This window comes from Cellvibrio fibrivorans (genome assembly GCF_031457055.1).
Taxonomy (GTDB): Bacteria; Pseudomonadota; Gammaproteobacteria; order Pseudomonadales; family Cellvibrionaceae; genus Cellvibrio; species Cellvibrio fibrivorans.
This window is the reverse complement of record NZ_JAVDVX010000007.1, coordinates 60,387-85,266: the sequence shown is the minus strand read 5'-3', so window position 1 is coordinate 85,266 and position 24,880 is coordinate 60,387. Positions and strand designations below refer to the sequence as shown.

18 protein-coding genes are annotated in these 24,880 nt (G+C 48.7%); 11 read left to right on the top strand and 7 right to left on the bottom strand.

Features of this window, described 5'->3' with window-relative positions; all coding sequences use genetic code 11:
* Nucleotides 1-71 precede the first annotated feature (71 nt).
* From J2X05_RS17570 to J2X05_RS17560, 3 genes are read left to right on the top strand one after another with little or no spacing between them, the layout of a single operon-like run.
* Nucleotides 72-2,264 carry a TonB-dependent receptor plug domain-containing protein gene (locus J2X05_RS17570; RefSeq protein WP_310074971.1) on the top strand — a complete coding sequence of 731 codons (2,193 nt, stop codon included), beginning with the start codon at nucleotides 72-74 and terminating at the stop codon, nucleotides 2,262-2,264.
* Between the two features lie 47 nt (nucleotides 2,265-2,311).
* Entirely contained in the window at nucleotides 2,312-3,106 is a 795-nt protein-coding gene (locus J2X05_RS17565; protein ID WP_310074969.1) for a citrate synthase family protein, read from the top strand.
* Nucleotides 3,107-3,111: 5 nt separating this feature from the next.
* Nucleotides 3,112-4,695, top strand: coding sequence for an SDR family oxidoreductase (locus tag J2X05_RS17560; protein ID WP_310074967.1), 1,584 nt, complete (start codon nucleotides 3,112-3,114; stop codon nucleotides 4,693-4,695).
* Nucleotides 4,696-4,782: 87 nt separating this feature from the next.
* On the opposite strand, the gene J2X05_RS17555 is transcribed toward J2X05_RS17560, so the two are convergent.
* The 5 genes from J2X05_RS17555 to J2X05_RS17535 all read right to left on the bottom strand — a co-directional run bounded on the left by J2X05_RS17555 (nucleotide 4,783) and on the right by J2X05_RS17535 (nucleotide 12,994).
* Nucleotides 4,783-7,317, bottom strand: coding sequence for a two-component system response regulator (locus J2X05_RS17555; protein ID WP_310074964.1), 2,535 nt, complete (start codon nucleotides 7,315-7,317; stop codon nucleotides 4,783-4,785).
* A gap of 129 nt (nucleotides 7,318-7,446) precedes the next feature.
* Nucleotides 7,447-9,318, bottom strand: coding sequence for a thiamine pyrophosphate-binding protein (locus J2X05_RS17550; protein ID WP_310074962.1), 1,872 nt, complete (start codon nucleotides 9,316-9,318; stop codon nucleotides 7,447-7,449).
* Between the two features lie 275 nt (nucleotides 9,319-9,593).
* The gene (locus tag J2X05_RS17545) at nucleotides 9,594-10,454 is read right to left on the bottom strand and encodes an ABC transporter ATP-binding protein (protein WP_310074960.1); all 861 of its coding nucleotides are present in this window, start codon (nucleotides 10,452-10,454) and stop codon (nucleotides 9,594-9,596) included.
* 95 nt (nucleotides 10,455-10,549) lie between these two features.
* Nucleotides 10,550-11,527 (bottom strand): ABC transporter permease, encoded by a 978-nt coding sequence (locus J2X05_RS17540; RefSeq protein WP_310074958.1) that lies wholly within the window; start codon nucleotides 11,525-11,527, stop codon nucleotides 10,550-10,552.
* Between the two features lie 90 nt (nucleotides 11,528-11,617).
* On the bottom strand, nucleotides 11,618-12,994 hold the full coding sequence (locus tag J2X05_RS17535; RefSeq protein WP_374725285.1) for a CmpA/NrtA family ABC transporter substrate-binding protein: 1,377 nt from the start codon (nucleotides 12,992-12,994) through the stop codon (nucleotides 11,618-11,620).
* Between the two features lie 552 nt (nucleotides 12,995-13,546).
* Between J2X05_RS17535 and J2X05_RS17530 the strand changes: the two genes are divergently transcribed.
* From J2X05_RS17530 to J2X05_RS17510, 5 genes are all read left to right on the top strand, one after another.
* Nucleotides 13,547-14,704 carry a tetratricopeptide repeat protein gene (locus J2X05_RS17530; protein WP_310074955.1) on the top strand — a complete coding sequence of 386 codons (1,158 nt, stop codon included), beginning with the start codon at nucleotides 13,547-13,549 and terminating at the stop codon, nucleotides 14,702-14,704.
* A 130-nt stretch (nucleotides 14,705-14,834) separates the two neighbouring features.
* Complete coding sequence (locus J2X05_RS17525) at nucleotides 14,835-16,487, top strand: sensor domain-containing diguanylate cyclase (protein ID WP_310074953.1); 1,653 nt, start codon at nucleotides 14,835-14,837, stop codon at nucleotides 16,485-16,487.
* A 331-nt stretch (nucleotides 16,488-16,818) separates the two neighbouring features.
* Entirely contained in the window at nucleotides 16,819-17,517 is a 699-nt protein-coding gene (locus J2X05_RS17520; RefSeq protein ID WP_310074951.1) for a hypothetical protein, read from the top strand.
* Between the two features lie 49 nt (nucleotides 17,518-17,566).
* Nucleotides 17,567-18,295 (top strand): TIR domain-containing protein, encoded by a 729-nt coding sequence (locus J2X05_RS17515; RefSeq protein WP_310074949.1) that lies wholly within the window; start codon nucleotides 17,567-17,569, stop codon nucleotides 18,293-18,295.
* A 183-nt stretch (nucleotides 18,296-18,478) separates the two neighbouring features.
* Nucleotides 18,479-19,135: a nuclease-related domain-containing protein gene (locus tag J2X05_RS17510; protein ID WP_310074948.1), complete on the top strand. Its 657-nt coding sequence runs from the start codon at nucleotides 18,479-18,481 to the stop codon at nucleotides 19,133-19,135.
* Between the two features lie 200 nt (nucleotides 19,136-19,335).
* Here the strand turns inward: J2X05_RS17510 and J2X05_RS17505 are convergent, their stop codons facing one another.
* The gene (locus tag J2X05_RS17505) at nucleotides 19,336-21,153 is read right to left on the bottom strand and encodes an endo-1,4-beta-xylanase (RefSeq protein WP_310074945.1); all 1,818 of its coding nucleotides are present in this window, start codon (nucleotides 21,151-21,153) and stop codon (nucleotides 19,336-19,338) included.
* Between the two features lie 404 nt (nucleotides 21,154-21,557).
* On the opposite strand from J2X05_RS17505, the gene hflX reads away from it, so the two are divergent.
* Nucleotides 21,558-22,922, top strand: a complete 1,365-nt coding sequence (hflX, locus tag J2X05_RS17500; RefSeq protein WP_310074943.1) for a GTPase HflX — start codon at nucleotides 21,558-21,560, stop codon at nucleotides 22,920-22,922.
* 33 nt (nucleotides 22,923-22,955) lie between these two features.
* A complete protein-coding gene (locus tag J2X05_RS17495; protein WP_310074941.1) occupies nucleotides 22,956-23,231 on the top strand; it encodes a hypothetical protein in 276 nt (91 codons plus the stop codon).
* Nucleotides 23,232-23,256: 25 nt separating this feature from the next.
* Here the strand turns inward: J2X05_RS17495 and J2X05_RS17490 are convergent, their stop codons facing one another.
* Nucleotides 23,257-23,742 carry a DUF3833 domain-containing protein gene (locus J2X05_RS17490; protein WP_310074940.1) on the bottom strand — a complete coding sequence of 162 codons (486 nt, stop codon included), beginning with the start codon at nucleotides 23,740-23,742 and terminating at the stop codon, nucleotides 23,257-23,259.
* Between the two features lie 233 nt (nucleotides 23,743-23,975).
* On the opposite strand from J2X05_RS17490, the gene J2X05_RS17485 reads away from it, so the two are divergent.
* A complete protein-coding gene (locus J2X05_RS17485) occupies nucleotides 23,976-24,794 on the top strand; it encodes a 3-keto-disaccharide hydrolase (RefSeq protein WP_310074938.1) in 819 nt (272 codons plus the stop codon).
* Nucleotides 24,795-24,880: the final 86 nt, after the last annotated feature.

Sequence of the window (24,880 nt, the reverse complement as noted above, 5' to 3'; positions counted from 1 at the left end):
GTCAGGTTTAATGGTTTATCGAGTGATTTTGTCAGCGGAATGACGTAGGCCCTTTTGAATAGGTTGTCATTATGCGCGTGATAAGAACACCAACGACTCCGCTTGCATTGGCTTTAGCCCTTTGGGTTGGCAGCGCTAACGCAGAAACGGGCGCACAATCCTCCTCCAGTGACTTTTACAACCTATCGCTGGCCGAACTGGGTCAGGTCGAAATTTCTATCGCCACGGGCAATAGCACACCGCTTGATCGCGCTCCGGCGACGGCAACGGTTATCTCCGCCAGTGAAATCCAAGCCATGGGTGCCCGCAATCTGAATGAAGTACTGGAAACCGTTCCTGGCTTGCATGTGTCTCTCTCATCCTTAAGCCGATTGGATTCGGTGTATTCCATTCGCGGTATTCACACTGGCTTGAACCCACATGTATTGTTAATGCTGAATGGAATACCCGTCCAGTACAACGCTCAGGGTGGCCGCCCAACCTTATTTCGCTTACCTTCGGCCAGCATTGAACGAGTGGAGGTCATCCGTGGGCCAGGCTCAGCAATTTATGGTGCGGATGCGTTTTCGGGGGTGATCAATGTTATTACTAAAGATGCATCGGCAATAGATTCAACACGAGTGGGTGCAACATCCGGATCTTTTGGCACGCGCGAATTGTGGTTGGAGACGGCCGCCGATTGGCAAGCCGTGGATATTGCCTTCACTATGGCCTACCAAAAATCGGACGGTGATAGCGAGCGGAGGGTAAGTACCGATTTGCAATCCACACTCGATTCACTCTTGGGCACCAAAGCATCGCTGGCTCCCGGCAGTTTATCTACCCGTTATGAGGTACTTGACTCGCATCTGGCGTTGAGCGGCAAACAATGGCAATTTAATTTTTGGAACTGGTTATCGCGCGATGCTGGCGTCGGTGCGGGGGCTGCTCAGGTGCTTGATGCCTCAGGAAGTGACGATAGCGACTTATGGATGGCCGACTTCACTTACCGTTTTGATAACGATGATAGCGAATGGGATAAGAGCGTACGACTCAGCTATTTTCGCTATGATCAGGAATCCACATTTACGCTCTTTCCCAGCGGTGCAGTATTGCCAATTAGCAAGCAGGAGGGCAATCAGGGCAACATTGACTTCGCCCAACCTAATGCCAACTGGACGTTATTTTCTGAGGGGTTAATTGGTAAACCAGGAGGAGCAACGGAAGATGCACAATTGGATTACGTTGCGATCTTTAAGGGTCTGGATTCTCATCAAGTGCGCGCCGCGGTGGGCGCTCGTGACCAGTCTGCAGAACCGCGCGAGCACAAAAATTTTGGTCCTGGTGTACTTACTGGATCGGAAATGATAGTCGATGGAACCTTAAAGGATGTAAGCGGCACTGAGTATGCTTTTTTGTCCAATTATTCGCGCACTATCGGTTACGTATCCCTGCAAGATGAGTGGCAGATGACAGGCAATTTGCAATTGACCAGCGGAGTGCGTTACGACCATTACTCGGATTTTGGTTCAACGACCAATCCGCGTGTCGCACTGGTGTGGGCAACTAACGAGCGCTTGACAACCAAACTTATGCATGGTCGCGCATTTCGTGCACCTTCATTTACTGAAAAAGCCAGCAAAAATAATCCTGTGTCATTGGGGAATCCGGCTGTTGGGGCTGAGCGCATAGCAACCACAGAATTGTCATTGAATTTTTATGTATCTGAAAACGTGGGAACTAACCTGACGTTATTTGATTATCGCGCGACCGATCTGATTGAGTTTGTTCCTTCCGACCTTACCAACAAAATTGCCAAAAATACGGGCGATCAAGAAGGTGATGGTTACGAGGCAGAGTTGAATTGGCGACCACTGAATAACTTTTCGTTAGCATCCAGTTACTCTTATCAAAATGCGCGTGATCAAAGCACCGGTGCCGCTGTTCAGGATGCGCCAGCAAAACAATTCAAGTTAATGTTGGACTGGGAGTTTTTACCTGATTGGCATTGGCATAACCAATATATCTGGGTGGGTGACCGCAGTCGTCGTCTGGCAGATCCAATTCTTAAAACCCCGGGTGATAACCGCGCTCCAATCGCCAATTACAGTTTGTGGGATATGAATCTGCGCAGAGCCAATGTGCTGCAAAATCTGGATTTGATGATTGCCGTGCGCAACGTTGCGGATAGAGACGCGCGTGAGCCAAGCAGTGGTGAAATTCCGGAAGATTATTTGTTGGAATCGCGCAGTGTTTTGCTGGAGCTAAGTTATAGATTCCATTGAGTGCCACCTAATCATCACTCATCTCTAATCATTGCCGGACTTTACTGATGCAAGAAAAAAATACCAATCAGGTGCGCAGCAGAAATGAAATTTTTGCAGAGCGGACCAGCACTAAAATTTGCCTCGAGCAACCTAGTGATGATAATCCTTACATCGCCAGTGCCGCTTTTTGTCATGGCTATGATGTTAGTGAGCTGATGGCGAAGCGGTCATTTACCGATGTGTTTTACTTATTGTTTCGTGGTGAGTTACCAGCACCGGATGAAGTTCAAATTCTGCAACAACTGATGATTGCCCTCATCAATCCCGGTCCCCGCCATCCCGCCACTCGCGCAGCGATGAACGCTGGTATCGGTAAAACAGATCCTGCCCACATATTGCCAATTGGCGCGGCACTGCTCGGCGGTGAGTATCACAGCGGCGGAGTAGTGGAAGAGGCGATGCGTTTTTTACGCAAGCAACAAAATCAAGATGCTGCCGTTTGTGCTGCGGCGCATGTGGAATCCTCAACGCCTATTCCAGGGTTTGGTGCCTACTACGGTGGCATTGATCTCCTTGCAAACACGCATGCTGCGCAACTCGCGCAACTACCCGGCGCAGGTAAAGCTTTGAAATGGGGTATGCAATTGAGTTATGCGCTTGAAGCAAAAGGTATGGGCTGGCTAATGCCTGGCGTTGCTTCTGCCGTCTTATCGGATTTGGGGTTCCAACCTAAAGCGGGAGTGTGTTTGTATCAATTAATGGGAGCACCAGGTGTGGTTGCCCATGGCCTCGAACTGGCCAATAAACCTATTACTGCGATGCCTTTTGTCTCTGATGAAAATTATTTTATTGAGCGGTGATGGGCATGTCTGAAAAAACATTTAGCGATCAACATATCATTGACACACTCAATGCCCGCCGAGGAAAAATAATCAGCAAGACAGGTGGTTGGTTTCCCGGCAAGGGCGTTTTCAGTCATGGCTATTCCATGATGGATGATTTGGTGGGGAAAAAATCCTACTTCCAGATTGTGGTATTAAATGCGACGGGGAAAATGATTTCCACCGAGTTTGCCCATTGGATAGAGGTTGGTTACTCGTGCCTTAGCTGGCCTGATCCGCGCATTTGGTGTAATCAAATTGGGGCGCTTGCAGGTGGCGCGCGCACCTCGGCAATTGCAGCAACAGCCATGGGGGTGCTGGCGACAGATTCGCGCACCTACGGCGTTTACCCATTGAAAGAAGGCGTGCAATTTATTCAAACGGCCCTGGCGAGTCATCAGCAAGGACTATCTGCCGAGCAGATAGTTGCGAACGTGCCCTCGCGCGGAGGCAAGCCGTTAATTGTGGGATATATTCGCCCCATTGCAAAAGGTGATGAGCGTATACGTGCCATGGCAAACATCGCTGAAGGATATGGTTTTCCAGTGGGTCCGCATCTTGAATTAGCGATGGCAATTGAGCGTGTCTTGCAGGAAAAATATGACGAGGGAATGAATGTTAATGGCTATGTATCTGCCGTAATGGCAGACCATGGTTTTTCACCGGATGAGGTGTATCAAATATTTACCACCTTGGTCGCCAGTGGCGTAACTGCCTGTTATCTGGATACCTACCATCAGGCTCCGGATACATTTCTACCACTGCGCTGTGATGATATTGATTATCAGGGTGTTGCTGTACGACCTATACCTGACTTTCAACCTACCAATCAAAGAGAACTTGCAATGCAAAAAATAGCGTTAGTGACCGGTGGCAATTCCGGAATCGGATATGCAACGGCAAAATTATTAAAAGCGCGTGGTTATGCTGTGACTATTTCCGGACGCAATGCGCAGCGGGTTGCTGAAGCGGCGAATGAACTCGGTGTAGATGCTGTGGTAGCCGATATGGCAAATCCGGCGGATGTCGCCAGATTAGCTTCGCACTTTCAGGGTAAAGCACTCAATGCATTGGTGAATAACGCCGGCATTGCACGTTTTATTCCTATGCAATTTTGCAGTGCGGCTGATTTTGATGAGGTCATGAATACTAATGTGCGTGGTCCGTTGGATTTAATTAAAGGCCTGTTACCCGCGCTGGAGAAAGCTAAGGGGAGCATTACGAATGTGTCCTCTGCCGTGGTCAATAACGGGTTGGCAAATGCAGTTTTGTATGCAGCTTCTAAAGGAGCGCTTGAAGCGGCAACCAAAAGTCTTGCGATTGAATTGGCTCCTGTTAATGTGCGTGTCAATGCAGTATCGCCGGGCGCTATTGATACACCGATCATTACCAAGTTCGGCTTGGATGAGCAAACGATTGCGGCAGCCAAGGCGCATATGGAAACGCAAATCCCATTGCGACGTTATGGCAAGGCAGAAGAAGTTGCTGAAATAATTGCGGCGCAGCTGGAGTCAAGTTATACCACGGGTGCAATTTGGGCTGTTGATGGCGGCGTAAATGTAACCTGATGTTGGGTGAATAACCTGTTTCTGTTGATTATTTTTTTATGGACTTGCACTTGGTAATCCAAGTGCAATTTTCGAGTCATGATCGATTTACGGCAATGAACCCACAGCCTGTTGCGTAAATAACTGCGCTATCGGCAACGGATGCCCAATGTGATACCCCTGCACAAAATCAATGCCCATGGTTTTTAAAATATCGAGAATTGCCTCATTCTCAACATATTCCGCCACCGCTTTTTTACCCAATGCCTGAATCACCTGGATCATTGATTTGACCAGAGTTTGGTCGATCTTATCGCGGTGCAGGTTTTGGATAAATGAACCATCCAGTTTAATGTAATCCGCGGGCAAATCTTTTAAATAGGCAAAGCTACTGAAGCCGGAGCCAAAATCGTCCACTGAAAAACTGCAGCCCAATTTGTGCAGCTCGGCAATTACCCGCTGGGTGATATGCAGGTTAAACAAACTCGCACTTTCAGTGAGTTCAAAGGTGATGCGTTTGGGGTCAACGCCGGTGGCTTTCAGATTTTCTAAAATGGTTGGTACCAGATTGTCATCTTTAAACGCTTGCGCCGAGAGATTAATGGCGATGTGGTTTAGCTCAGGATGCTCTTTGAGTTTGTGGATCGCCAATTTAATAATCCAGCGATCCAGTAAATGCATTTCACCTGCCGCTTCAAGTGCGGGAATAAAATTGTTTGGTCCAATAATTTTGCCATCGGTTTCTATCAGGCGTACCAATGCTTCGTAGTAAGAAATTTTATTGTTTTTGATATCAAAAATCGGTTGGAAATAGAGAGTCATCCGATCTTCGGTAATAGCCTTGCGCACTTTTTGCGACATGTTGATCGAATGGCGCAGCTCATCGCTCTCGCTATCGAGCGGATCATATTGGTGGATGAGGTTGCGCCCGCGCCCCTTGGCAACGTAGAGCGCAATATCGGCGCGCATTAAATGCTCTTCTGCATTGTTGGTGCTGCCATCGATTAACGTAAGCCCGATACTGCTGCCGAGGTTAATGCGCTGCTCCTGCAGTTGGAAACTGAACTCGCTGATAATCTGCTGGATACTGCGCGCAAATTCGTGTGCTTCAGTGCTATGGATATCGCGCAATAAAATCGCAAACTCATCGCCACCCAAACGGCACAGGATATCGGCACCGCGAATGCGTTTGCTAAGCAAGTGCGACATTTCGCGTAGCACTTCATCCCCTTTTTGATGGCCGAAGGTATCGTTGATTACCTTGAAGTGATCCAGATCCAAATACACCAGTGCGTGTTGGCGGTTATTGCGTACCGAATCGGCAGTCAGCTGAGCGAGGGTGGTTTCAAAAAAGTGGCGGTTGTAAAGCCCGGTGAGTGAATCGTGCATCGCCAAATATTTAAGTTGCTCTTGCGATTCGCGCCGCTCGGTGATGTTGTCCAGGCAGACGGTTAGATTGCTCTGCTGTTTGTTGTTGCTGGAGCGGCTGATTTTTAGCTGCGCCCACAATTTTTGGTGGCGACTACTGCTCAAGCAAATTTCTATTTCTGGACAGGGTTTGTTTTGCTGTAATGCTTTACGTATTCTGCTTTTGTACAGCGAAAATTGCGCTATGTCCTCCGGTGCGATAAAACTTTCCAGCGATTGGCCAATACAATCATCAATGGGATAACCCATCATGGTTTCCCATGCGCGGTTGAGATAGCAAATGGTAAAGTTCGCATCCAACTCCATCACTACGGATTGCAAATCATCAAGCAGTTGGTGGTGGTTTTCGTAAAGTTGGCGATAGGCCAGCTCGCGCTCTTGCAGGGATTTTACCTGTGCTGCAAATTGCGCGTTGCTCACTAAAAAATCATCGCGGTGAATGGCGATGTCGCACACTTTGCGCAATTGTTCGGCGCGAAAGGGCTTGGGTAAAAAATCGACCGCACCGAGCAGCATTAATTCTTCGGCCTGATCGATAGTGGTGTGGGCAGTCATAATAACTACAGGTTGATTGGCGTCGATACTCTGGATTTCAATCAAAATATCGCGCCCCGATAGTTTCGGCAGCATCACATCAAGCAGCACCAGATCATGGCGCCGTTGCACCCAGGCCCTCAAGCCTGCATCACCTTCACTGGCCACTTCAATATCAAAGGAGGGCGCGAGCACCCGCTTAATTAAATCGGCAGTATCGGGTTCATCTTCTACCACCAGTAAACGAGGCTTGGGGAAATTATTCTGCTCGCGGTGCGCGAGTTGCGTCACCAGAGTGGGTAATTGGTTGACCTGGTCGAGCGGCAGTAATTGGTTGATGCCATACTCGCGCGCAGTAACTTCAGCGATGCGCTCGCACCAGGTGCTAGCGATAATAATAATTGGCATATCGGCGCGGCAGTGCAGTATGCCGCTGCGCACTAAACGCGAGAGCCGCCAGCCATCCAGATCGGCGGTATCGACGTCCACAATTAATACATCAATGGTTTGTTGGCGCAGTACGCGCAATGCTTTTTGTGCGGAATCGACACTGGTGAGATTATCCAGCCCAGCCGCACGCAAGCTGGCATTGATCGCAGCCAGCGCAGCGGGGTCGTTATTAACGATGAGGAGGTTAATAGGCGAGCTTGGTTGATTAGGATTGGTGTTATTAGTTAACACTCATTAGTCTCCGAATTAATATCCTTTCAGCCTAGCATAAACTGCGCTTTCCTTTTCGCCTAGGGATGTTTTTCGCGTAGACCTTTCCTAAATTAGCCGCGCTTCCCAAATAATCAACTGAGCGGGTTGTTAACCTCCCGGAGTGGCTGAGCCGTTGACTGCAAGCCCTTTGATGCGATCGCCCATGGGCGGGATTTCATTGCGGTCGATACGCACATCAAGCAGGGTCGGGCCATTTTTTTGGAAGAGTGCGGCGTAATCGAGCGCATCTAGTTGCTCAGGTGAATCGATCACTATGCCATCCACACCCATCGCCTGTGCCATTAGGGCGTAATTGACTTCATTTAATTCCCAGCCAATCGATTCCTGCTGTCCGAGCATTTGCCCGTGCATCACCATGCCCATCGCCGAATCGTTTAATACCAGAAACACCACCGGCAGTTTTTGCTGTGCGGCAACAGTAATTTCCTGCGCGCTCATCAAATAGGAACCGTCGCCGACGATACACAGAGTCGGTGCATTGCGATTGGCGATCGCAGAGCCTATCGCTGCGCCAATCGACCAGGCCATTGAGCCGTAACCCATGGCGATGCGGTACAGGCCTTCACTGTTCGAGCGGGTAAGGTAGTGCGTCGCCCAGGACCAGCCGTTGCCGGCATCGACAAAAATGCGCGTGTCGTCGGGCAGGGCGCGCGACAAGTGACACATCAACCGCTGGGGTTTTACCGGGCTGGCGTTGGAGTGGCATTTGTCTGCATCGTTAAGAGTGAAAAAACCGCCGTTGGCATTTTCTGTGGCGGCGCCTGGCAGTGTTTGCCAGGTGCGGCCCCATTTGCGCACTTCGCGTACGCTTTTGACCAGGCGATCAAAAATCACATCGATATTGCCGAACACATGCAGATTCGCCATAGGCGAGCGGGTGAAGTGTTCAATCGATGAATCTATGTGGACGAGTTTGGTATTGAGCAAATCGTTTTTCCAACCGCTGGTGCCCAGTTCGCCCAGCTCAGTGCCCACTGCGAGGATCAGGTTGACCTCTTTGCTTTGCAGCAGGTTGCGGGCGCTTTCGTGCCCGGCAAAACCGAACACGCCGCGGTATTGCGGATGATGTTCATCGACCCAGGTTTTGCCCATGGGGCCGGTGACAAAGGCGGCGCCGGTCAGTTCGATAAACTCCATAATTTGTTTGCTGGCTTTGCCCACACCGTTGCCAATGTACATGACGATGTTATCGACCTTGCCGAGCTTTTCGCACAGGCGGGCGATGGCCGAATCGTCGGCCATGGCGAAATCGTGCACCAGCAAGTCGCTGTGAATATGTGCATTGATAGTTGCTGGTGCGCGCAATACGTCGGCAGGCACACTGATATGTACCGGTCCATTGGGTTTGCGGTGCGCCGCCATGATTGCCGACACCAATTTGCTTTCGAGTTGTTCGTGGTGCGATACCAGCGTATTGAACTGGGTGACGTAGCGGAACATGCCGACGGTATCGATGGCAGTGCAGCTGGATTCCTGCAGTGCGCGTTTGCCGAATTTGGGCAGCGGCGTTTGCGCAGTGATCACCAGCATCGGGATTTCATCAGCCAACGCCGACGCCACCCCGGTGATCAGATTGGTTGCGCCTGGGCCAGTAGTCGCGCACACCACACCCATCTTGCCGGTTTCGCGTGAGTAGCCATCGGCCATAAAGGCAGCACCGCACTCATGGCGCGCCACTACCAGGCGCGGGCCACCGGCACGCTCGCTGCGAGCAAGAGAGTTGAGCAGGGGTTCTATCGCACCACCCGGAACACCAAAGACCGTATCGATCTGTAATTGCTTGAGGTAATCGATAATCAAATCGGCGTAGGTAGCGGTGACTTCCGGTGTCTGTAGCTGTGTGAATTGCTCCAGCTCGCCGAGAGTCACGGGTTCTACTGCGGGATTAAATTCCGCAACCGGAGGGTGTTCCAGTTTCGATGTGAGGAGGAGATAGGGTTTGTTAATGGCTTGCTGCATGGAGTTCGCGCCTTGTTTCCAGAAGTGCGTGGTCCATCACGGATGGGTGTCGTCAAAATATGCTGCACAATATATACCAATGATGAAAAATGTGCCAACCAAAAAATAGTCAAAACGCTTAATTAATGCGCTTATTTTTTTGATTTGGCTTTTAAGGGGTGAAAATCGCTGTCTTTCGGGCATAAAAAAGCCCCGGCAAGCCGGGGCAAACAGAGGTCGAATTCGCACTTCTGGCCTGTGGAGGTACACCGCCACAAAGCCGGACAAGCGCGAGATCAGGCGACGCTTTTGGCTGGTTCAGCCGCGCCTTTGTCGAGTTGCTTTTCGGCGCGTTTGGCGTCGATGGATTCAATTTTTTTTTGCTTCTCATACAGGAAGCGCAATACCGCTGAGCGGTAGTGGTTGTATTCGACGTTGTCGGCGAGTTCCAGGCGATTGCGTGGACGCGCGAGTGGCACATCGAGGATTTCCCCGACAGTAGCGGCTGGCCCGTTGGTCATCATCACAATGCGGTCAGAGAGCAGTACCGCTTCGTCTACATCATGCGTAATCATAATCACGGTATTGCCCAGCTCGTTCTGGATTTCCATCAGCGAGTCTTGCAAATGGGCGCGGGTCAGTGCGTCCAGCGCACCGAAGGGTTCATCCATCAACAGCACTTGCGGCTCCATTGCCAGCGCGCGCGCAATACCCACACGCTGCTTCATACCGCCGGAGAGTTCATCCGGGCGTTTGTGGATGGCGTGGGTCATGTGTACCAGTTCCAGGTTGTGCTCAATCCACTCGCGCATTTCCGCTTTGGTTTTTTTGCCTTTGAAGACGCGTTTCACACCCAGCTCAACGTTTTCGTAGGCAGTCAGCCAAGGCAGGAGGGAATGGTTTTGGAATACCACGGCACGCTCGGGACCGGGTTCATTTACTTCGCGGCCATTCAGAACCACGCCACCGGTAGTGGCTTGATACAAGCCGGCGACAATATTGAGCACGGTGGATTTGCCGCAGCCCGAGTGGCCAATCAGCGATACAAATTCACCTTTTTTAATTTTTAAATCCACATCGCGCAGTGCGCAAAATGGGCCTTTGGGCGTTGGAAATTCTATGCCGACTTTAGTCAATTCAAGATGAATCTGGCTCATGGTGTTTTCCTCTGTACTTTCTATCGTATTTGGCGAGTGATAAATAATTTGGACACAATTTGATAAGGCAATTTATATACCGTTTGCGCTGTGCGTTAACGGACGACTGCACTCTTGTCCCAATTGATATAGGTTTGCAGGATCAAAATAATCCGGTCGAGTAGAAAGCCGATCAAACCAATCACCAAAATCGCGAGGCAAATGCGGCTCAGTGAATCCGATGAACCATTTTGGAATTCGTCCCACACAAATTTTCCGAGGCCCGGGTTTTGCGAGAGCATTTCAGCAGCGATCAATACCATCCAGGCGATACCGAGTGAAATACGCAGGCCGGTAAACATCATCGGAATTGCAGATGGCAATACAATTTTCATGACGTGAGTGAACCAGCCGAGGCGCAATACGCGGCTCACGTTGATCAAATCTTTGCTAACACCCGCAACACCAACAGCCGTGTTTATCATGGTTGGCCAGAGCGAGCAGAGACTCACGGTTAGAAGGGAAATAATGTAAGACTTGGAGAACATCGGCGAATCGGAAACATAGACCGCACTCACCACGATGGTCACCAGCGGCAGCCAGGCAAGAGGCGATACCGGTTTAAATAATTGAATCAGCGGGTTGATGGCGTTGTAGAGCGGTTGGCTCAGGCCAATCAAAATTCCCACCGGAATCGCAATGATCGATGCAACAAAAAATCCGGAAAGCACAGTAACTAAACTGGTTTCGATTTTGTCAAAAAAAGTGGGGCGGCCATTAAATTCACGCTCGTCAATTTTGGCGGCGGGATCTTGAGCAAGCAATTCGGCGTTGCGTTTTTCCTGGCGCTCGTAAAATACCTCAGCGCGCTCTTGTTCAGTTTTATATTCGTCAACCAAATTACCCCATTGCTCGAATACTTGTTTGGGCTGGGGAAAATCACCCAGTGAAGTGTTGATGTTCGGTGCGGCTGTGTGCCACAGCAAAATAAAGGCGAGTACACCGATCAATGGCATCAAGGTGCTGATCAGGACATCGCGCCATTTGATGGCTTTTAGCTGTTCAAATTTCAAGGTGGCTAATTTACTACTCATGATCGTTTCCTCTGGATTGCCCGCTTGCTCGTAAGCAAGCGGGCTTATTGTCAACAAACGTTACAACTGTGTTCTGCAAGCTTGGTGTGCTTAAATTTTCTCGTCGCCTTTCAAACCGATTTTAAATTTGGTGAGATACTCGTTCGGTTTTGCTGCGTCAAATTGCACACCATCAATCCACTCGGTTTCATTCACTGCGCGAATACCGTTGAAGGTTTTAAAGTCAGGGAAATCGCTCGCTGCCATTTTTCCTTCGGCAATTAAATCGGCTGCAGCCTGTTGGTAAATTTCTGGCGCTACCGCTTTTCTGCCCATTTCCATGTACCAGCTGTCAGGTTTTGCTTCAGGGATTTGGCCCCAGCGACGCATTTGGGTCAGGTACCAAACGGCATCAGAAGTATGTGGATAAGAAGCGTTGTAGCGGAAGAACACGTTGAAGTCAGGAGTTGGGCGAACGTCTTTGCGCTCGTATTCAAAGACGCCGGTCATGGAGTTGGCGATAACTTTGTAATCGGCACCGACGTAGTGTGCAGCAGAAATCATTTTTGCACCGGCAGAGCGGTTAGCGTTGTTGTTTTCATCCAGCCACTTGGCTGCGCGGATCATGGCTTTCACAACACGGATAGTGGTGTTGGGATTTTTCTCGATAAAATCTTTGCGCACACCAAACACTTTATCGCCAATTTTATTGTGTACTGCCATTACCGGTACACCAATCCCGCGGAATACTGCTTGTTGGTTCCAAGGCTCACCTACTGAGTAACCTTGAATGGTGCCTGCTTCCATAGTGGCGGGCATTTGTGGTGGTGGAGTAACTGACAATAAAATATCGGCATTAATTTGGCCGGTGGTATCACCTTTATGCGGTGCATATAAACCGGGATTAATTCCACCAGCAGCCAACCAATAACGTAAACCCATGTTGTGGGTGGATACGGGAAACACCACGCCCATTTGAATCGATTTGCCTGCGTCTTTCATGCTGTCAACAACGGGCTTCAATGTGCTCGCACTGATTGGATGAACGGGTTTTCCATCGGTGCCCACCGGCACATTCTTTTTCATTTTTTTCCAAATTTCATTGGAAACCGTAATTGCATAAGTGTTTTGTGTCATGGTGAACGGAAACACTAATTCCGCTTGCGTGCCGTAACCAATATTGGCTGCCACAGGTTGAGCAAGCAACATGTGCGAACCATCCAGTTCACCGGAAATAACGCGGTCAAGTACGACTTTCCAGTTGGCTTGCGCTTCGAGTTCAACGGTCAAACCTTCATCGTCGAAGTAACCATTTTCGTAAGCGACAGCGAGGTCGGCCATGTCGGTCAATTTAATAAAACCAAATTTCAATTCGGTTTTTTCGGCAGGGCCGGTTGCTGCTTGTGCTGCAGTGATTAAAGAGAATGCAGCAGCAAGTGCAAAAGTGGTTTTTGCTAAAGGTCTTAACAAACTGGAAATTTTTTTCATTGTTGTGATTGTTTCTTTCATCTCTGGCTCCTGGCGGTGGATACAAATCGCTTAAAAAAAATGGTGAATTTTTTAGGTCTTGTTTGCGCCACAAAAAACGTTTTCGAAAAACAAACGGCTGCGCAAAAAAATTAAGAAAATTGAGTTGTTGTAATGAATCAGTACAAACAGGTCTATTCAAACACTGTGCCAATATCAGTAATGCACATTAACGGCGCAGTGAATTTGCTGTTATTGGTCTGTTTCTTTTACTTTTGCACACTGCTGGATCACACAAAAAGCACGTGCGTTTTTTTAGTGCTGGTTTTTGTTGGCGAGACGTGCGCTGACAGACGTCGAACGAGTGGGTTGGCGCACTTTTTTTGCGCAAAGTGCTTTTGTGGCTAATTTATGTGGGCGGTACAAAGTGCTAATGACACTTTTTTCGCGCGTGGGTAAATATAAAAATTCTCTTTAATCTCACAGGTTTAGCGTGACATTTGTGACGCGCACAGGGCGTGAATAGCACCTATACTAAATATGACTAATTGACCGGAACTGAGCCTGATGACAATGAAAACACCACGCTTTTGGGTCTTATTTTTCTGTTTTACGCTTTCTGCCTGTTCCTCCGTGGTGCAGAAAGTCCCTTTTTTGTCGGATAAAGGCTCTTTAGAGCGGGAGTTATCGGGAGAGTTGATTTTGGGGCGCCCCTATTTACCCGAGGAGTTGCCCAATGCAGATTTGTTTGGCTTGACGAAGGAAATGCAGCTATTTGCAGAAACCTCCACTGCCGATGCCAAGCGCAGCGATGCCAAAGCGGAAGCGCTCCATAAAGCGCTCATATCTTCAACCAGTGTCGGCGGTCGCGGCATTACCTACAGCGCCTTTGACACCATCACCGGTATTGATGCGTTTGAGCGGCGCCAGGCTAACTGCATAAGCTACACACTTCTGTTCGTCGCTATGGCTCGCCATCTGGGGTTAAAGGCGGAAGTGAATGAAGTGATTTTGCCTCCCACCTGGGATATGCGCGCAACCGATACCTATCTGCTGATGCGCCATGTCAACGCCAAGGTGTTTATGCCGCGCCCCAACCAGTCCTTTATCCGTGTTATCGGCACGGCAGACGTGAGCGATATAGTGGTGGATTTGGAAATGCGCCGCTATCGGCCGCATTACAAGCAACAGGTGATCAGTAAGGATTTGGTAGCGGCGCAGTTTTATTCCAATCGCGGGATGGAATTAGCTGCTGAGGGCAATGCGCGCGAGGCCTTTTTGTATTTGCGCAAAGCCTTATTGATGAGTCAGGAGCCGAGTTATATCTGGAGCAATTTCGGCAGTTTTTATCGCCGCCAGAAATTACTGCCGGAAGCGGAGGCAATTTATTTGCACGGCCTGAGCATTAATCCGCGCGATTACACCATCATGCATAATCTTGCCGGTCTGTATAAAGACATGGGCAAGCTCGAACAGAGCGAGTATTACCAAAAACGTGTGCGCATGCACCGCAATGCCAATCCGTATTACATGTTTAAGCGCGCGGAAGAGGCGATGGAAAAAAATGATCCCAGCGGTGCGTTGGTGCTGATTAAAAAAGCGATTAAGAAAGAAGAGAACGAAGCGCGCTTCTATCGCCTTGCTGCCGATATTTACGACAAGCTTGGCGATACTGAAAACGCGCGGCATATGCGCGATAAGCTGTACCAGCTCAGCACGATTCGGTTTTGATTTTTATTGATTAACTAAATACGCCATTTGCGCCTGTGTTGTAGAATTCAACAACCCCCACACACAAAAGGCCTATCGATTGTTTAAACATAACAGCTTCAGGGTAAGGCTCGCGCTTTGGTTCGGCGGCTTGTCTCTGTTTACTTTGCTCAGCGTGGGTATTTACGCTGGCTTGCTCACTACCGCACAAATCAAAGTTACTGCAGGCGAATCGGTTTTTGCTAATGCGATGGCTGCCGCCGAATTATTGGGCGCAAACCTGCGCGAGCGCGAAATGGAAATTGTATTGCTCAGCCAGGCCCCACATTTTGTGCGTGGGGATTTCACTAGCCCGGATCTGCTGGCCTCTCTTGAGCGCCGCCGGATACTGCGCAGTGAATTCGCATGGCTGGGTGTGGCAGATACAAATGGCAAAGTGATTCAGGCCAGCAATAACATGCTCGTCAACGAATCTGTCGCACAGCGCCCCTGGTTTATTGCCGGATTAAAGGGTGTATTTACCGGCGATGTACATGAGGCCTTGTTGCTCGCCAAACTCTTGCCTCATCCCGCTAGCACCGAACCCTTACGCTTTATCGATTTCGCCGCGCCCATCCGCAATAAAGAGGGGCAGGTCATTGGTGTGGTGGCTGCACATGCGCACTGGAATTGGGTGACAGAGACTGTGCAACGGGTTGCCAATCGCCGTGAACGCGATAGCGGTTCAGAAATTCTCATCGTCAGCGAGGCGGGCAATGTGCTTTATCCGCAGGCGTTGGCTGGTATTAGTCGCTTACCTGAAAATCTATCCGACAACAAAAATTATTCGAAAAATCATTCGGCAAATTATTCGATAGCTACCTGGGACGATGGACGTCAATATTTGACCAGTCAAGTAATGGTAGACGCGAGCGCTAATACCCATTTCGGTTGGCGAATTGTAGTGCGTCAGCCATTGGAAAACGCATTAGCGCCTGTGTATGCCACCTATTGGCATTTTCTGATTCTTGCAGTCATTGCGATGATATTGTTTTCATTGCTGGCGTGGCGCCTCGCCCAAAGTGTCAGTAAACCCATCGAGCAACTTGCCGCCGCTGCGCGCAGTATCAAACTCCACACCACCGCACCGCGCTACCCAACCGGCACCAACTTGCGTGAAGTTGCGCAATTAAGTAATGCCATGCAATCCATGACTGAGTCATTACTCACGCGCGAGCGCGAACTGGAATTGCTGAATCAAACACTGGAGCAACAAGTATTGCAACGCACAGAAGCCTTGGCTGCTGCGAATAAACAATTGGAACACCTCGCCACCACTGACCCACTTACCGGCGTTAACAATCGCCGTTCGTTTGATGAAAAACTGGCAGAGTGTGTACGCATGGGGCAGCGTACCGGCCACGGCTTTTCACTTTTATTGCTCGATGCGGATCACTTCAAAAAAGTAAACGACAACCACGGCCACCCGGTAGGCGACGCCGTGTTACAACAAATCGCCCGCGTAATTAAAGACAATATCCGCACGACTGATTTTGTCGCACGCTACGGTGGTGAAGAGTTTGCGGTAATTTTGCCAAACTCCCCCAATGCCATCGCCGTTAGCACGGTTGCTGAAAAAATTCGCAGCGCAATTGAAATCGCCACCTTCCCCGATGTCGGCCACATGACCATGAGCATCGGCAGCAGCGCCTGGCACCCCAACGAACCCAACGCAACCGCCGTTATACAACGCACCGATGAAGCCTTGTACACAGCAAAAGCAGCAGGCCGTAATTGTGCGGTTGCGTTTAGGGAAAGTGATTAAACCAAGCCGTTTAATTTTTATTGGTGTAATGAGTGGTAATTCCACTTGCGAGCAATATTTGTTATTCAGCTCATCTGTGCTTCAATCAGTTGATGCTTTGGTAGGGCGTGCTTAGCGAAACAATCCGCCGAAGGTCGTAGATATGCCCAAAGCGGAAGTTTAAAAATAGAGGCCGTATATCTCCTAATTTATTAAACCGTACACTTCCAACTTTATTTGTGTTGATTGCTGAGATATTGCTGCATCTAGTATTTTTAAAGGGGTAGGGTTAATCTGCCCACAAGGCATTGGGTCGTTGAATAAACTTTTAAGCGAAGGATGAATTATCGCAATGGAAAAACACAACATTTCACCCGACCGGATCACTAAGCCTATTCAATTGCTAGGCGCGTGGCTTGTCGGTCTGCTAACCATTGATACGGCATTTTTAATGGCGGCTGCAAAAATGGATTTGAATTCCTGGCAGTCAGGGGCACTGACAATAGCTGCAATATTAAATGTTCCTATTTTTATTGGTGCCCTTTTTCTTCTGCAAACTAAGTTTCGTCCTGAGTTGCAAGAAGATTCTTACTATTCAACTTACCTAAATAGCCGTACTAACGAAATAATGAAGGTTTCAAAAATAGACATTCTTCATGACCAGTTAAACTCAAAAATTCAGTTATTAGAAAACAAACTTAGTAAAATAAATAATAACGATGAAGAAAATTCATCTCTCTCCACTCTTTCGTATGCTGTTAATGCCAACATTAATAATCAGAATGAAATTGAATCAAAATTAGCAGAGCTTGGTGTTCCGGCGATTAGAACATTTGGAGTAAATGGTGGTGAGCCTGAAAATTTGATCGTAGCTATTGCAGAAAATCTGCCAAAAAACACAGTGAATGAAATATTACTCTTAGCAAAAGAGCTTGGGTTTGAGCATTTCTCTTATATAGAGCATTTTGAAGATATAGAAGAAGATGTTTTATTCGGTGCATATGGTAAACCAGACGGAAAAATAATGTTAAAAGCGCTAAAAGCAGCGTAACGAAGCAATCAAATGGGTGGTATTTTAAGTTGCATAAGCGAGGTGGAAGTTGAAGCCAAAAGTATTTGTAGCATCGTCTGTAGAAGGTTTAGATATCGCTTATCCGCTGCAAGTGAATTTACAGCATGATGCAGATATAACGGTCTGGAGCCAAGGTGTCTTTTCTTTGTCGATAACGCCTTTAGATTCCATCACTGAAGCTTTGAGAGCATCCGATTTTGGCATATTTGTTTTTAGTGGAGACGATGAGACTCGAATGCGCGGTAATGTTAGTGATACCGTTCGCGACAATGTTATCTTCGAACTTGGTCTATTCATTGGCAAACTTGGGAAAAGGCGTTGCTTTATAGTAATGCCCGATAATATTGATTTACATATTCCTACAGATTTAGTTGGTGTTTCACCGGCTAAGTATTCGGGAGCCCGAGCTAAATCGGAGGCGGCAGCTGCTTTAGGACCCGCATGTCATGAAATCCGTCAAGCAATGAAATTACAGGGTCTATATAACGAATCAACCGCATCTCTTAAAAAAATACCTATCAACGATCACGACAATTACGATGAAAACGATAAAATTGCGGTATTAGAAGCATGGCTAACTAACGAAGCCATCGAGAACGTTGCCATCAAATATACAGAAGTCGACAATATATTACGATTGGAGTTGGGTTCTACGAAAGAGCTTCTGCCGAGAGTCTTTCAAAGAAATTCTACATATAAAATGAACATTTCAGGCGGTAATGTATTTAAGTTTTACGTAGACAGAAATTGGGGCTAAATATTTATAACAAGCGACTGCGGTAAAAAAATCCCCTTATGCAACCACCTCCAGTTGCCAAGTCGGCAGAACCGTGAGCAACTTCTGCTTTTGGTCGAAAGCTGAAATACGAAAACTAATTTTTAGTGCAACCGAAAACAAAGAAAGTGATTGATTGTGCGAAAAACGTATTAGGAAATTATATTGAAAGAAGACATTCTTGAGCAAATTGTAGCGGATTGGTTTGTGGCACAAGACGGGTGGTTTGTAAAACATAACGTTAAATTTCGGCCATCAAAAGACGATGCGCAATACAACTCAAAGCAAGATTCCGTTCACTCGGATATCGACATACTAGCTTTTTCACCTACTGGAAGAAGTGGCAATGAGGTTGCTGTTGTTACATGTAAATCCTGGCAAAGTGGGTTCGATGCTAAAAAATGGCTGGCCGTTCTTGAGGGGGAAGCGCAATACAATGAGCGCACACAAGACTTTCAGAAAAGAGAAGGATGGAAATATTTTAGGGAATTGGTTTCTACGAAGTGGCTTTGCGCTTTCCTAAAAACGATTCAGCAACAAACCGGAAAAATCTCCTTCACTTATTATATAGCTGTAACAAAGTTATCAGGGAGAGATGCCCAGATGTATCGCAAAAAGCTTGAAAACTCTGCTATTTTGAAAGAACGTTTTTTGAAGCATGGTGCTGAAATTAATATTAAAATCATTACTATAGATGAGCTGGTAAAGGACATTTTGAATAGATTTGATGGGAAGGAAACCACTGTTGTTGAATCAACAGATATTGGGCGCACATTGCAATTGCTAAATGCAGCTGGAATTCTCCAAGCTAAAACCGATTAACCAAATAAGTCTCATCTTTGAGTGCCTACTCTTGGGCAAGCAGTGGCGATAGTATCAATTCGTCGCCACTACGGCGTTTAAGTAACTGCAATTTGATACATGCTGACCAAATAATCTTTTCTTCAAAAAAAAATGCCGGGATCATTTCTGATCCCGGCATTTTTTTGGTCAGGCGAATGGTTAGGCCGCCTAGTTTAGTCCTAGTTACCGCTCAGTGCATCAGCAAAGCCTTGTAGTGCAGGCTTTGGACTCATGTCGTTGAAGAAAAACAGTGACCAGTCTGGACGGCCATAGAGCGAGTTAATCCAACTATCAACATCGGCAACGCCCCAAACGGTGATGCCACCACGCTGCTCAGGGGGTACTACCTCAAGGTAGGCTTCGACGATGCCTTTAATTAATGCTTTGTGCTGGTCGGCGCGCGCTGGAGTGTAGGCGTTAGCTGACAGTGGCGGATCTACGTAATTTAAGCGTACGTCCAGCTCGGTAATTTTAACTTTGATCGCCGGGCGAATATCTGCCACTAATTTCAGATGCTCACGGATGGTGGCGACGTTAGCGTTGCCCCACACGTGCATTTGGAAACCAACACCGTCAATAGGAATATTGCGCGCTTGAAAATCCTCTACCATCGCGACCACTGCATCCAATTTCGGCCGGTTCCATTCAGTGCTGAAGTCGTTGTAATACAGATCGGCGTTAGGAGCGGCCGCGTGGGCAGCTTTGAACGCTTCTTCAATAAATTCCGGGCCAATATTGGTGTACCACACGGAAGATCCGGTATTTGCTGCTGAACCGCGATAACGACCGCCCGCGTCTTCGAAAGCTTCGTTTACCACGTCCCAACTAACGACTGACTGGCGCGCGGCAAAGTGACTAGCCACGGTAGAGACATGCGTTCTCAATACGTCTAACCATTGGTCTTTGGTGCCCGAGAAATTTTGCATCCAGGTTGGAATTTGGTTGTGCCACAGCAACGTATGACCATGCACCTTCAAACCATTAGCTTCAGCAAAGTCGATAAGGGCGTCTGCATCACCGAAGGAGAACTGACCTTGGGTCGGTTGCAGAAAGCTGGGCTTCATAATGTTTTCAGCGGTCAGCTGGCTGAAGTGCTGGGTCACGACAGTTTGGCGCGGGATGTTAGTCAGCGGGCTGATCGCAGAATTGCCTGCTGCCACAGCAACACCAATTGGCATATTGCCAGGGCTCAGGCTGCGGAGGCTTTCAACTGTGACAGGCGAATATTCGTAAGTGATGGATTCCACTTTGGTGAAAGAAAAATCATCGACGTAAATAGTCGCGCCTACGTTTGCTGCGAGGGAAAAATGAACTGGCAATCGCAATAGCGTATCGTCCGGACTAGTGGTGACTTCGATACTCACCTCTTGCCATTCACCGCTCAGAGTGACATTGCTACGTGCACGCTCAGCGTAAGCTGGAGCGGGAGTGCCGACGGTGAAATTGGCTTGCGCTCCGGCAGGGCCTTTTACCCAAGCTTTGTAGGCGTAAATGCTGCCACCAACTACCGGAATACCTCCGTTATTGAGCCCGGTATGAGTGGTTTCTATCGACCAAGGGTTAGCGCCGATCGTGTTGATGGCGACCTCCAGGGCTCGATCGCCGGTGTGAACATTGGATGGTTGATTAGCCGCGCTAATAACTTGAATTGCCGCGGTGCCTCCATTGGTCGCCAACGACCAATTCGCGGGCGCGGTGCTGCCCGCTTCCGAGATTTCGAAACCGCCGTTTTCGGCTAGCTCAATCACTACTGGTGTCGAACTTGAGCTGGCGCTGGATATGCTGGAGGTAATGGCGGAGGAAGATACTGAACTCATCGCCGCTGATGATGGTATTGAACTCACTGCCGATGATAGGGAAGCCATGGAAGCCGCCGAACTCGACACCATCGAACTGACGACCGACGAACTGGAGGATTTGGATCCAGAGCCGGACCCGCCACCGCAGGCAGTCAGTGCCAGTAGAACGGCTAATAAGCTACAACGATTCATATTCATAGTGATCACTCTCTTATGGTTTTTGGAAATCCAGCTTCACAACCGCAGGCTCGGCACCTTGGGCGATGCAAGTGACGTAGCATCCGGAATTGTGGCTTATTGTATAGTTGACCATATGTTTGGTAAATCGTTCGCTCGCAAACGATGAGGCTGGCGCCATTAATCGAGATGCTGTGCTCAAAATGTTGGCGCGCGACGACTAATTGAACGGAACCTTGCGCTGCAAGTCTTGCAATGACAACCAGCAGGTACGCAGATCGCAAATCTATGCCGCAACTCTGTGCGTGCAACGGGGGATTAATACCCGTTAAGCTGCGACCCTATTAAGCCGCTAACCTTTTAAGCTGCTAACCCATGTTTAAATTCTGGCGCCGCTATCGCGCCCTTATCCGAGATGTGACTCCATGTTAAACCCCGAACAAACACGCGTTCCGCGTGCGCTTATCGTCGCTGTGCAGTTAGACGGTGTTGACGATACTGAATTTAACTCGTCGTTGGCTGAATTAGGCGAGCTAGCAAAAACCTTGGGTTTGGAGGTGGTTGGGCAATTTACGCAAAAGCGTGCAGCGTTTGATTCGACGGCGTATATGGGCGTTGGTAAGCGCGATGAGATACGGCAATTCGTGCAAGCGCAGCAAGATGCCTCGAATGGCCGTGCGCAAGTTGATCCGCACGCGGTGAGTCAGGCGGTGGATTATATTCTTGTCGATCATGAAATCTCGCCGTCGCAAGCGCTCAATCTTGAAAATGAAGTGGGTTGTGAGGTGATGGATCGCACCGTTGTCATCCTCGAAATTTTTCATCGCAACGCCAGTTCACACGCCGCAAGAATTCAAGTTGAAATCGCGCGCCTGACTTATATGGCGCCGCGTTTGCGTGAAGCAGCGAAACGCGAAGGCCCTTCAGGGCGGCAGCGCAGTGGTGTGGGTGGGCGCGGTTCGGGTCAGTCGCGCAGTGAAATCGATAGCCGCAAAGTGCGCGACCGTATTGCCGAGCTGCAAAAAGAAATTGATGCAATGGAAGCGGGGCGTGAAACCCAGCGCGCGCAGCGGCAAGGGCAAACCGGATTGGCGCAAGTGGCGTTGGTCGGTTATACCAACGCGGGTAAATCTACCTTGATGCGCGCTTTGACTGGCAATGAGGTATTGGTGGCCAATAAGCTCTTTGCCACACTCGACACAAAAGTACGCACCTTACAGCCGGACACTGTGCCCAAAGTGTTGGTGAGTGACACTGTGGGTTTTATCAAAAATTTGCCGCATGGTTTAGTCGCCTCGTTTAAATCAACGCTGGACGAAGCGCTCAACGCATCGTTGTTGTTACACGTTATCGACGCGGGTGACGCAGGCTATGAGGCGCAGCTTGAGGTCACGGACAAAGTATTAGCCGAGATTGGTGCTGATACAGTGCCGCGCATTCGCGTGTTCAATAAGATTGATTATCTACAGGATGCCGATGCGCAAGCCGAGCGAATTGCCGAGCTGCAAGCGAGTTATCCCGGCTGTATTGTGTTGAGTGCGCAGCGCGACGAGGATATAAAAAAGTTGCATCAAACGATTGTGCAGTTTTTTCAAAAAGATCTGGTGGAAACCGAGATTTTTTTGCCTTGGTCGGCGCAAGAATTGCGTGGCGAGATATTTGCGTCGTGCAATGTGCTGGAAGAGCGCGCTGATGCGACCGGTGCTTTTTTTCGTTTGCGCGCCGCACCGGACATGGTTGCCAAACTGAGCAAACTCGCCGACGATGCCGGTTCAAATCGAGCGGGATAATAGTCGTCACATCTAAATTCACAAAAGTTGAATATGCAATCAGATCCTAAAAAACTGGTAGAGAAAAACAGCAGCCTCAATCATTCCGAATTGTTGAAAGTGGTATCCCATGTTCAACGGGAGCAAGGTGAATGGATTTTACATACGCTAATGGTGGAGGGTTGTGATGTCCCGTTTAAGTTCAAGCGCAAAGGTAAGTACTTGAGTTTAAAAGGGGCCAGAGTGAACATTACCTATTACCCGGAACAGCAAGTTGTTGCGGGCATTACATTTGAAGTGATGAAAGTCGTGCGTATTAAAAGAGGTTAATCAGCTTTCGATGTCAGGATCGGTATTAAGGCTTCACAATCACCAACTGAATGCTACCCACTTTAAAGCCCCATTTGCGTAACGTGGATTCATTCAGCAGCGTTTTGCTATCGACCTGCCACATCCAATCGTCTACTTTCAGTTGCAGTGGTGAGCCTTTGTAATTGATCTCCAGCACATAATTGAGTTGCATGGCATTGCCGCTAACTTGTGCCTTGCCGGCGCCGATTACATCGCCTGCGGTTGCTGCGTAGCCATCGGCGGTGGGTGTTAGCGTCCAATTACGGAATTGGATTTCGCCGTCATCAAAAATGAATTTTTCTTCCAGTGTGCCCACCCCATTTTTCCAATAGGCCTTGATGCTCGCGTTGAAATAGCGCGTCACCTTGCCACTGCGGTCTTTTAACACACCGTGCGCGCTCAGGTTGCCATTAAAAAACTGCTGCGGGTCAAGGCGCGGCTGATTGCTGGCGTAGTCGTCGATGGCTGTAGTAGAGCAGGAAGAGAGCATAAGTATGAGGCCTGATAAAAACAGCATTTTGCAGTGGGTATACATAGTAAAAACCTTGGGTGATGGGATTTCGCACCGGATGTAAGTAAAGATACGCAAGCCAGCGCTACGGGGATCATTTGCGGCGCAAGGTAAAGGACTGTAATTGTCATTCTGGAAATATGGACTGGGCAGTGGCCAGGCTCTAGGCTGCGCGCATCTGACGTCATAAAGAACAACAACGAGGAACAGCAATGAAATTAATCGGTTTATGTTTATTTGGCCTTATCGCCAGCACCCAGGTGTTTGCGGCGGGCGCGGGTGAGTGGAAATCCCTGTTCAATGGCAAGGACCTGAGTGGTTGGGAGCCTTATGTGAGCTACCAACCGGAAACCAATGAATACAATCTGGTTTCCAAGCACAAGCCGCGCGGTGTTAATAATGATCCGAAGAAAGTATTCTCGGTGGTTGATGGCCTGCTGCGGGTATCGGGGGAAGAGTGGGGCGGTTTGACCAGCCTTGAAGAGTTTGAAAACTTCCATCTGAAATTTGAAGTGAAATGGGGCAAACAAAAATGGCATCCACGCCTGGATGTTGCACGTGACAACGGCCTTCTCTATTTTGCCGTCGGCCCACAAGGTGCACAGAGCACCCACTGGATGCGCAGCCACGAATTCCAGATCCAGGAAGGTGATAGCGGTGACTACCACAGTCTCGACGGTGTGATCATTGATGTGCATGCGGGCGATACCAATCTCGGCGATTGGAAATTTTATCGCTACGACCCCAAATTGCCGCTGCGCAAAGATATAGCCGCGCGCGTATTAAAACTGGGCAACTATGAAAAGCCGAGCGGTGAGTGGGACACCATGGAAGTGATTACCGATGGCAAAACCCTGATCCATAAAGTAAACGGCCATGAAGTGTTTCGCGGCTTTAATTCACGCCACGAAGTCGATGGAAAATTTGTTCCGCTCACACGCGGCAAACTGCAAATCCAATCGGAAGGCGCTGAGACTTTCTTCCGCAATATCCAGATCAAAACGCTCGATAAGCCTGCGGCGGAATATTAATCCTTCACGTCAATGGAGCGCGAGGGTTGATTTAATCCTGCGCTCCATGCAGTCTGGGCTGATGCACTTTCGCCAATAATACTCGC

What these genes read in the sequence shown, in the direction of transcription:
- J2X05_RS17540 (WP_310074958.1), bottom strand. Translation starts at nt 11,527, where the DNA reads ATGAGTAGTAAATTAGCCACCTTGAAATTTGAACAGCTAAAAGCCATC.
- J2X05_RS17490 (WP_310074940.1), bottom strand. Translation starts at nt 23,742, where the DNA reads ATGCTCTCTTCCTGCTCTACTACAGCCATCGACGACTACGCCAGCAAT.
- J2X05_RS17550 (WP_310074962.1), bottom strand. Translation starts at nt 9,318, where the DNA reads ATGCAGCAAGCCATTAACAAACCCTATCTCCTCCTCACATCGAAACTG.
- J2X05_RS17520 (WP_310074951.1), top strand. Translation starts at nt 16,819, where the DNA reads ATGGAAAAACACAACATTTCACCCGACCGGATCACTAAGCCTATTCAA.
- J2X05_RS17485 (WP_310074938.1), top strand. Translation starts at nt 23,976, where the DNA reads ATGAAATTAATCGGTTTATGTTTATTTGGCCTTATCGCCAGCACCCAG.
- J2X05_RS17545 (WP_310074960.1), bottom strand. Translation starts at nt 10,454, where the DNA reads ATGAGCCAGATTCATCTTGAATTGACTAAAGTCGGCATAGAATTTCCA.
- hflX (WP_310074943.1), top strand. Translation starts at nt 21,558, where the DNA reads ATGTTAAACCCCGAACAAACACGCGTTCCGCGTGCGCTTATCGTCGCT.
- J2X05_RS17505 (WP_310074945.1), bottom strand. Translation starts at nt 21,153, where the DNA reads ATGAATATGAATCGTTGTAGCTTATTAGCCGTTCTACTGGCACTGACT.
- J2X05_RS17560 (WP_310074967.1), top strand. Translation starts at nt 3,112, where the DNA reads ATGTCTGAAAAAACATTTAGCGATCAACATATCATTGACACACTCAAT.
- J2X05_RS17535 (WP_374725285.1), bottom strand. Translation starts at nt 12,994, where the DNA reads ATGAAAAAAATTTCCAGTTTGTTAAGACCTTTAGCAAAAACCACTTTT.
- J2X05_RS17530 (WP_310074955.1), top strand. Translation starts at nt 13,547, where the DNA reads ATGAAAACACCACGCTTTTGGGTCTTATTTTTCTGTTTTACGCTTTCT.
- J2X05_RS17495 (WP_310074941.1), top strand. Translation starts at nt 22,956, where the DNA reads ATGCAATCAGATCCTAAAAAACTGGTAGAGAAAAACAGCAGCCTCAAT.
- J2X05_RS17570 (WP_310074971.1), top strand. Translation starts at nt 72, where the DNA reads ATGCGCGTGATAAGAACACCAACGACTCCGCTTGCATTGGCTTTAGCC.
- J2X05_RS17565 (WP_310074969.1), top strand. Translation starts at nt 2,312, where the DNA reads ATGCAAGAAAAAAATACCAATCAGGTGCGCAGCAGAAATGAAATTTTT.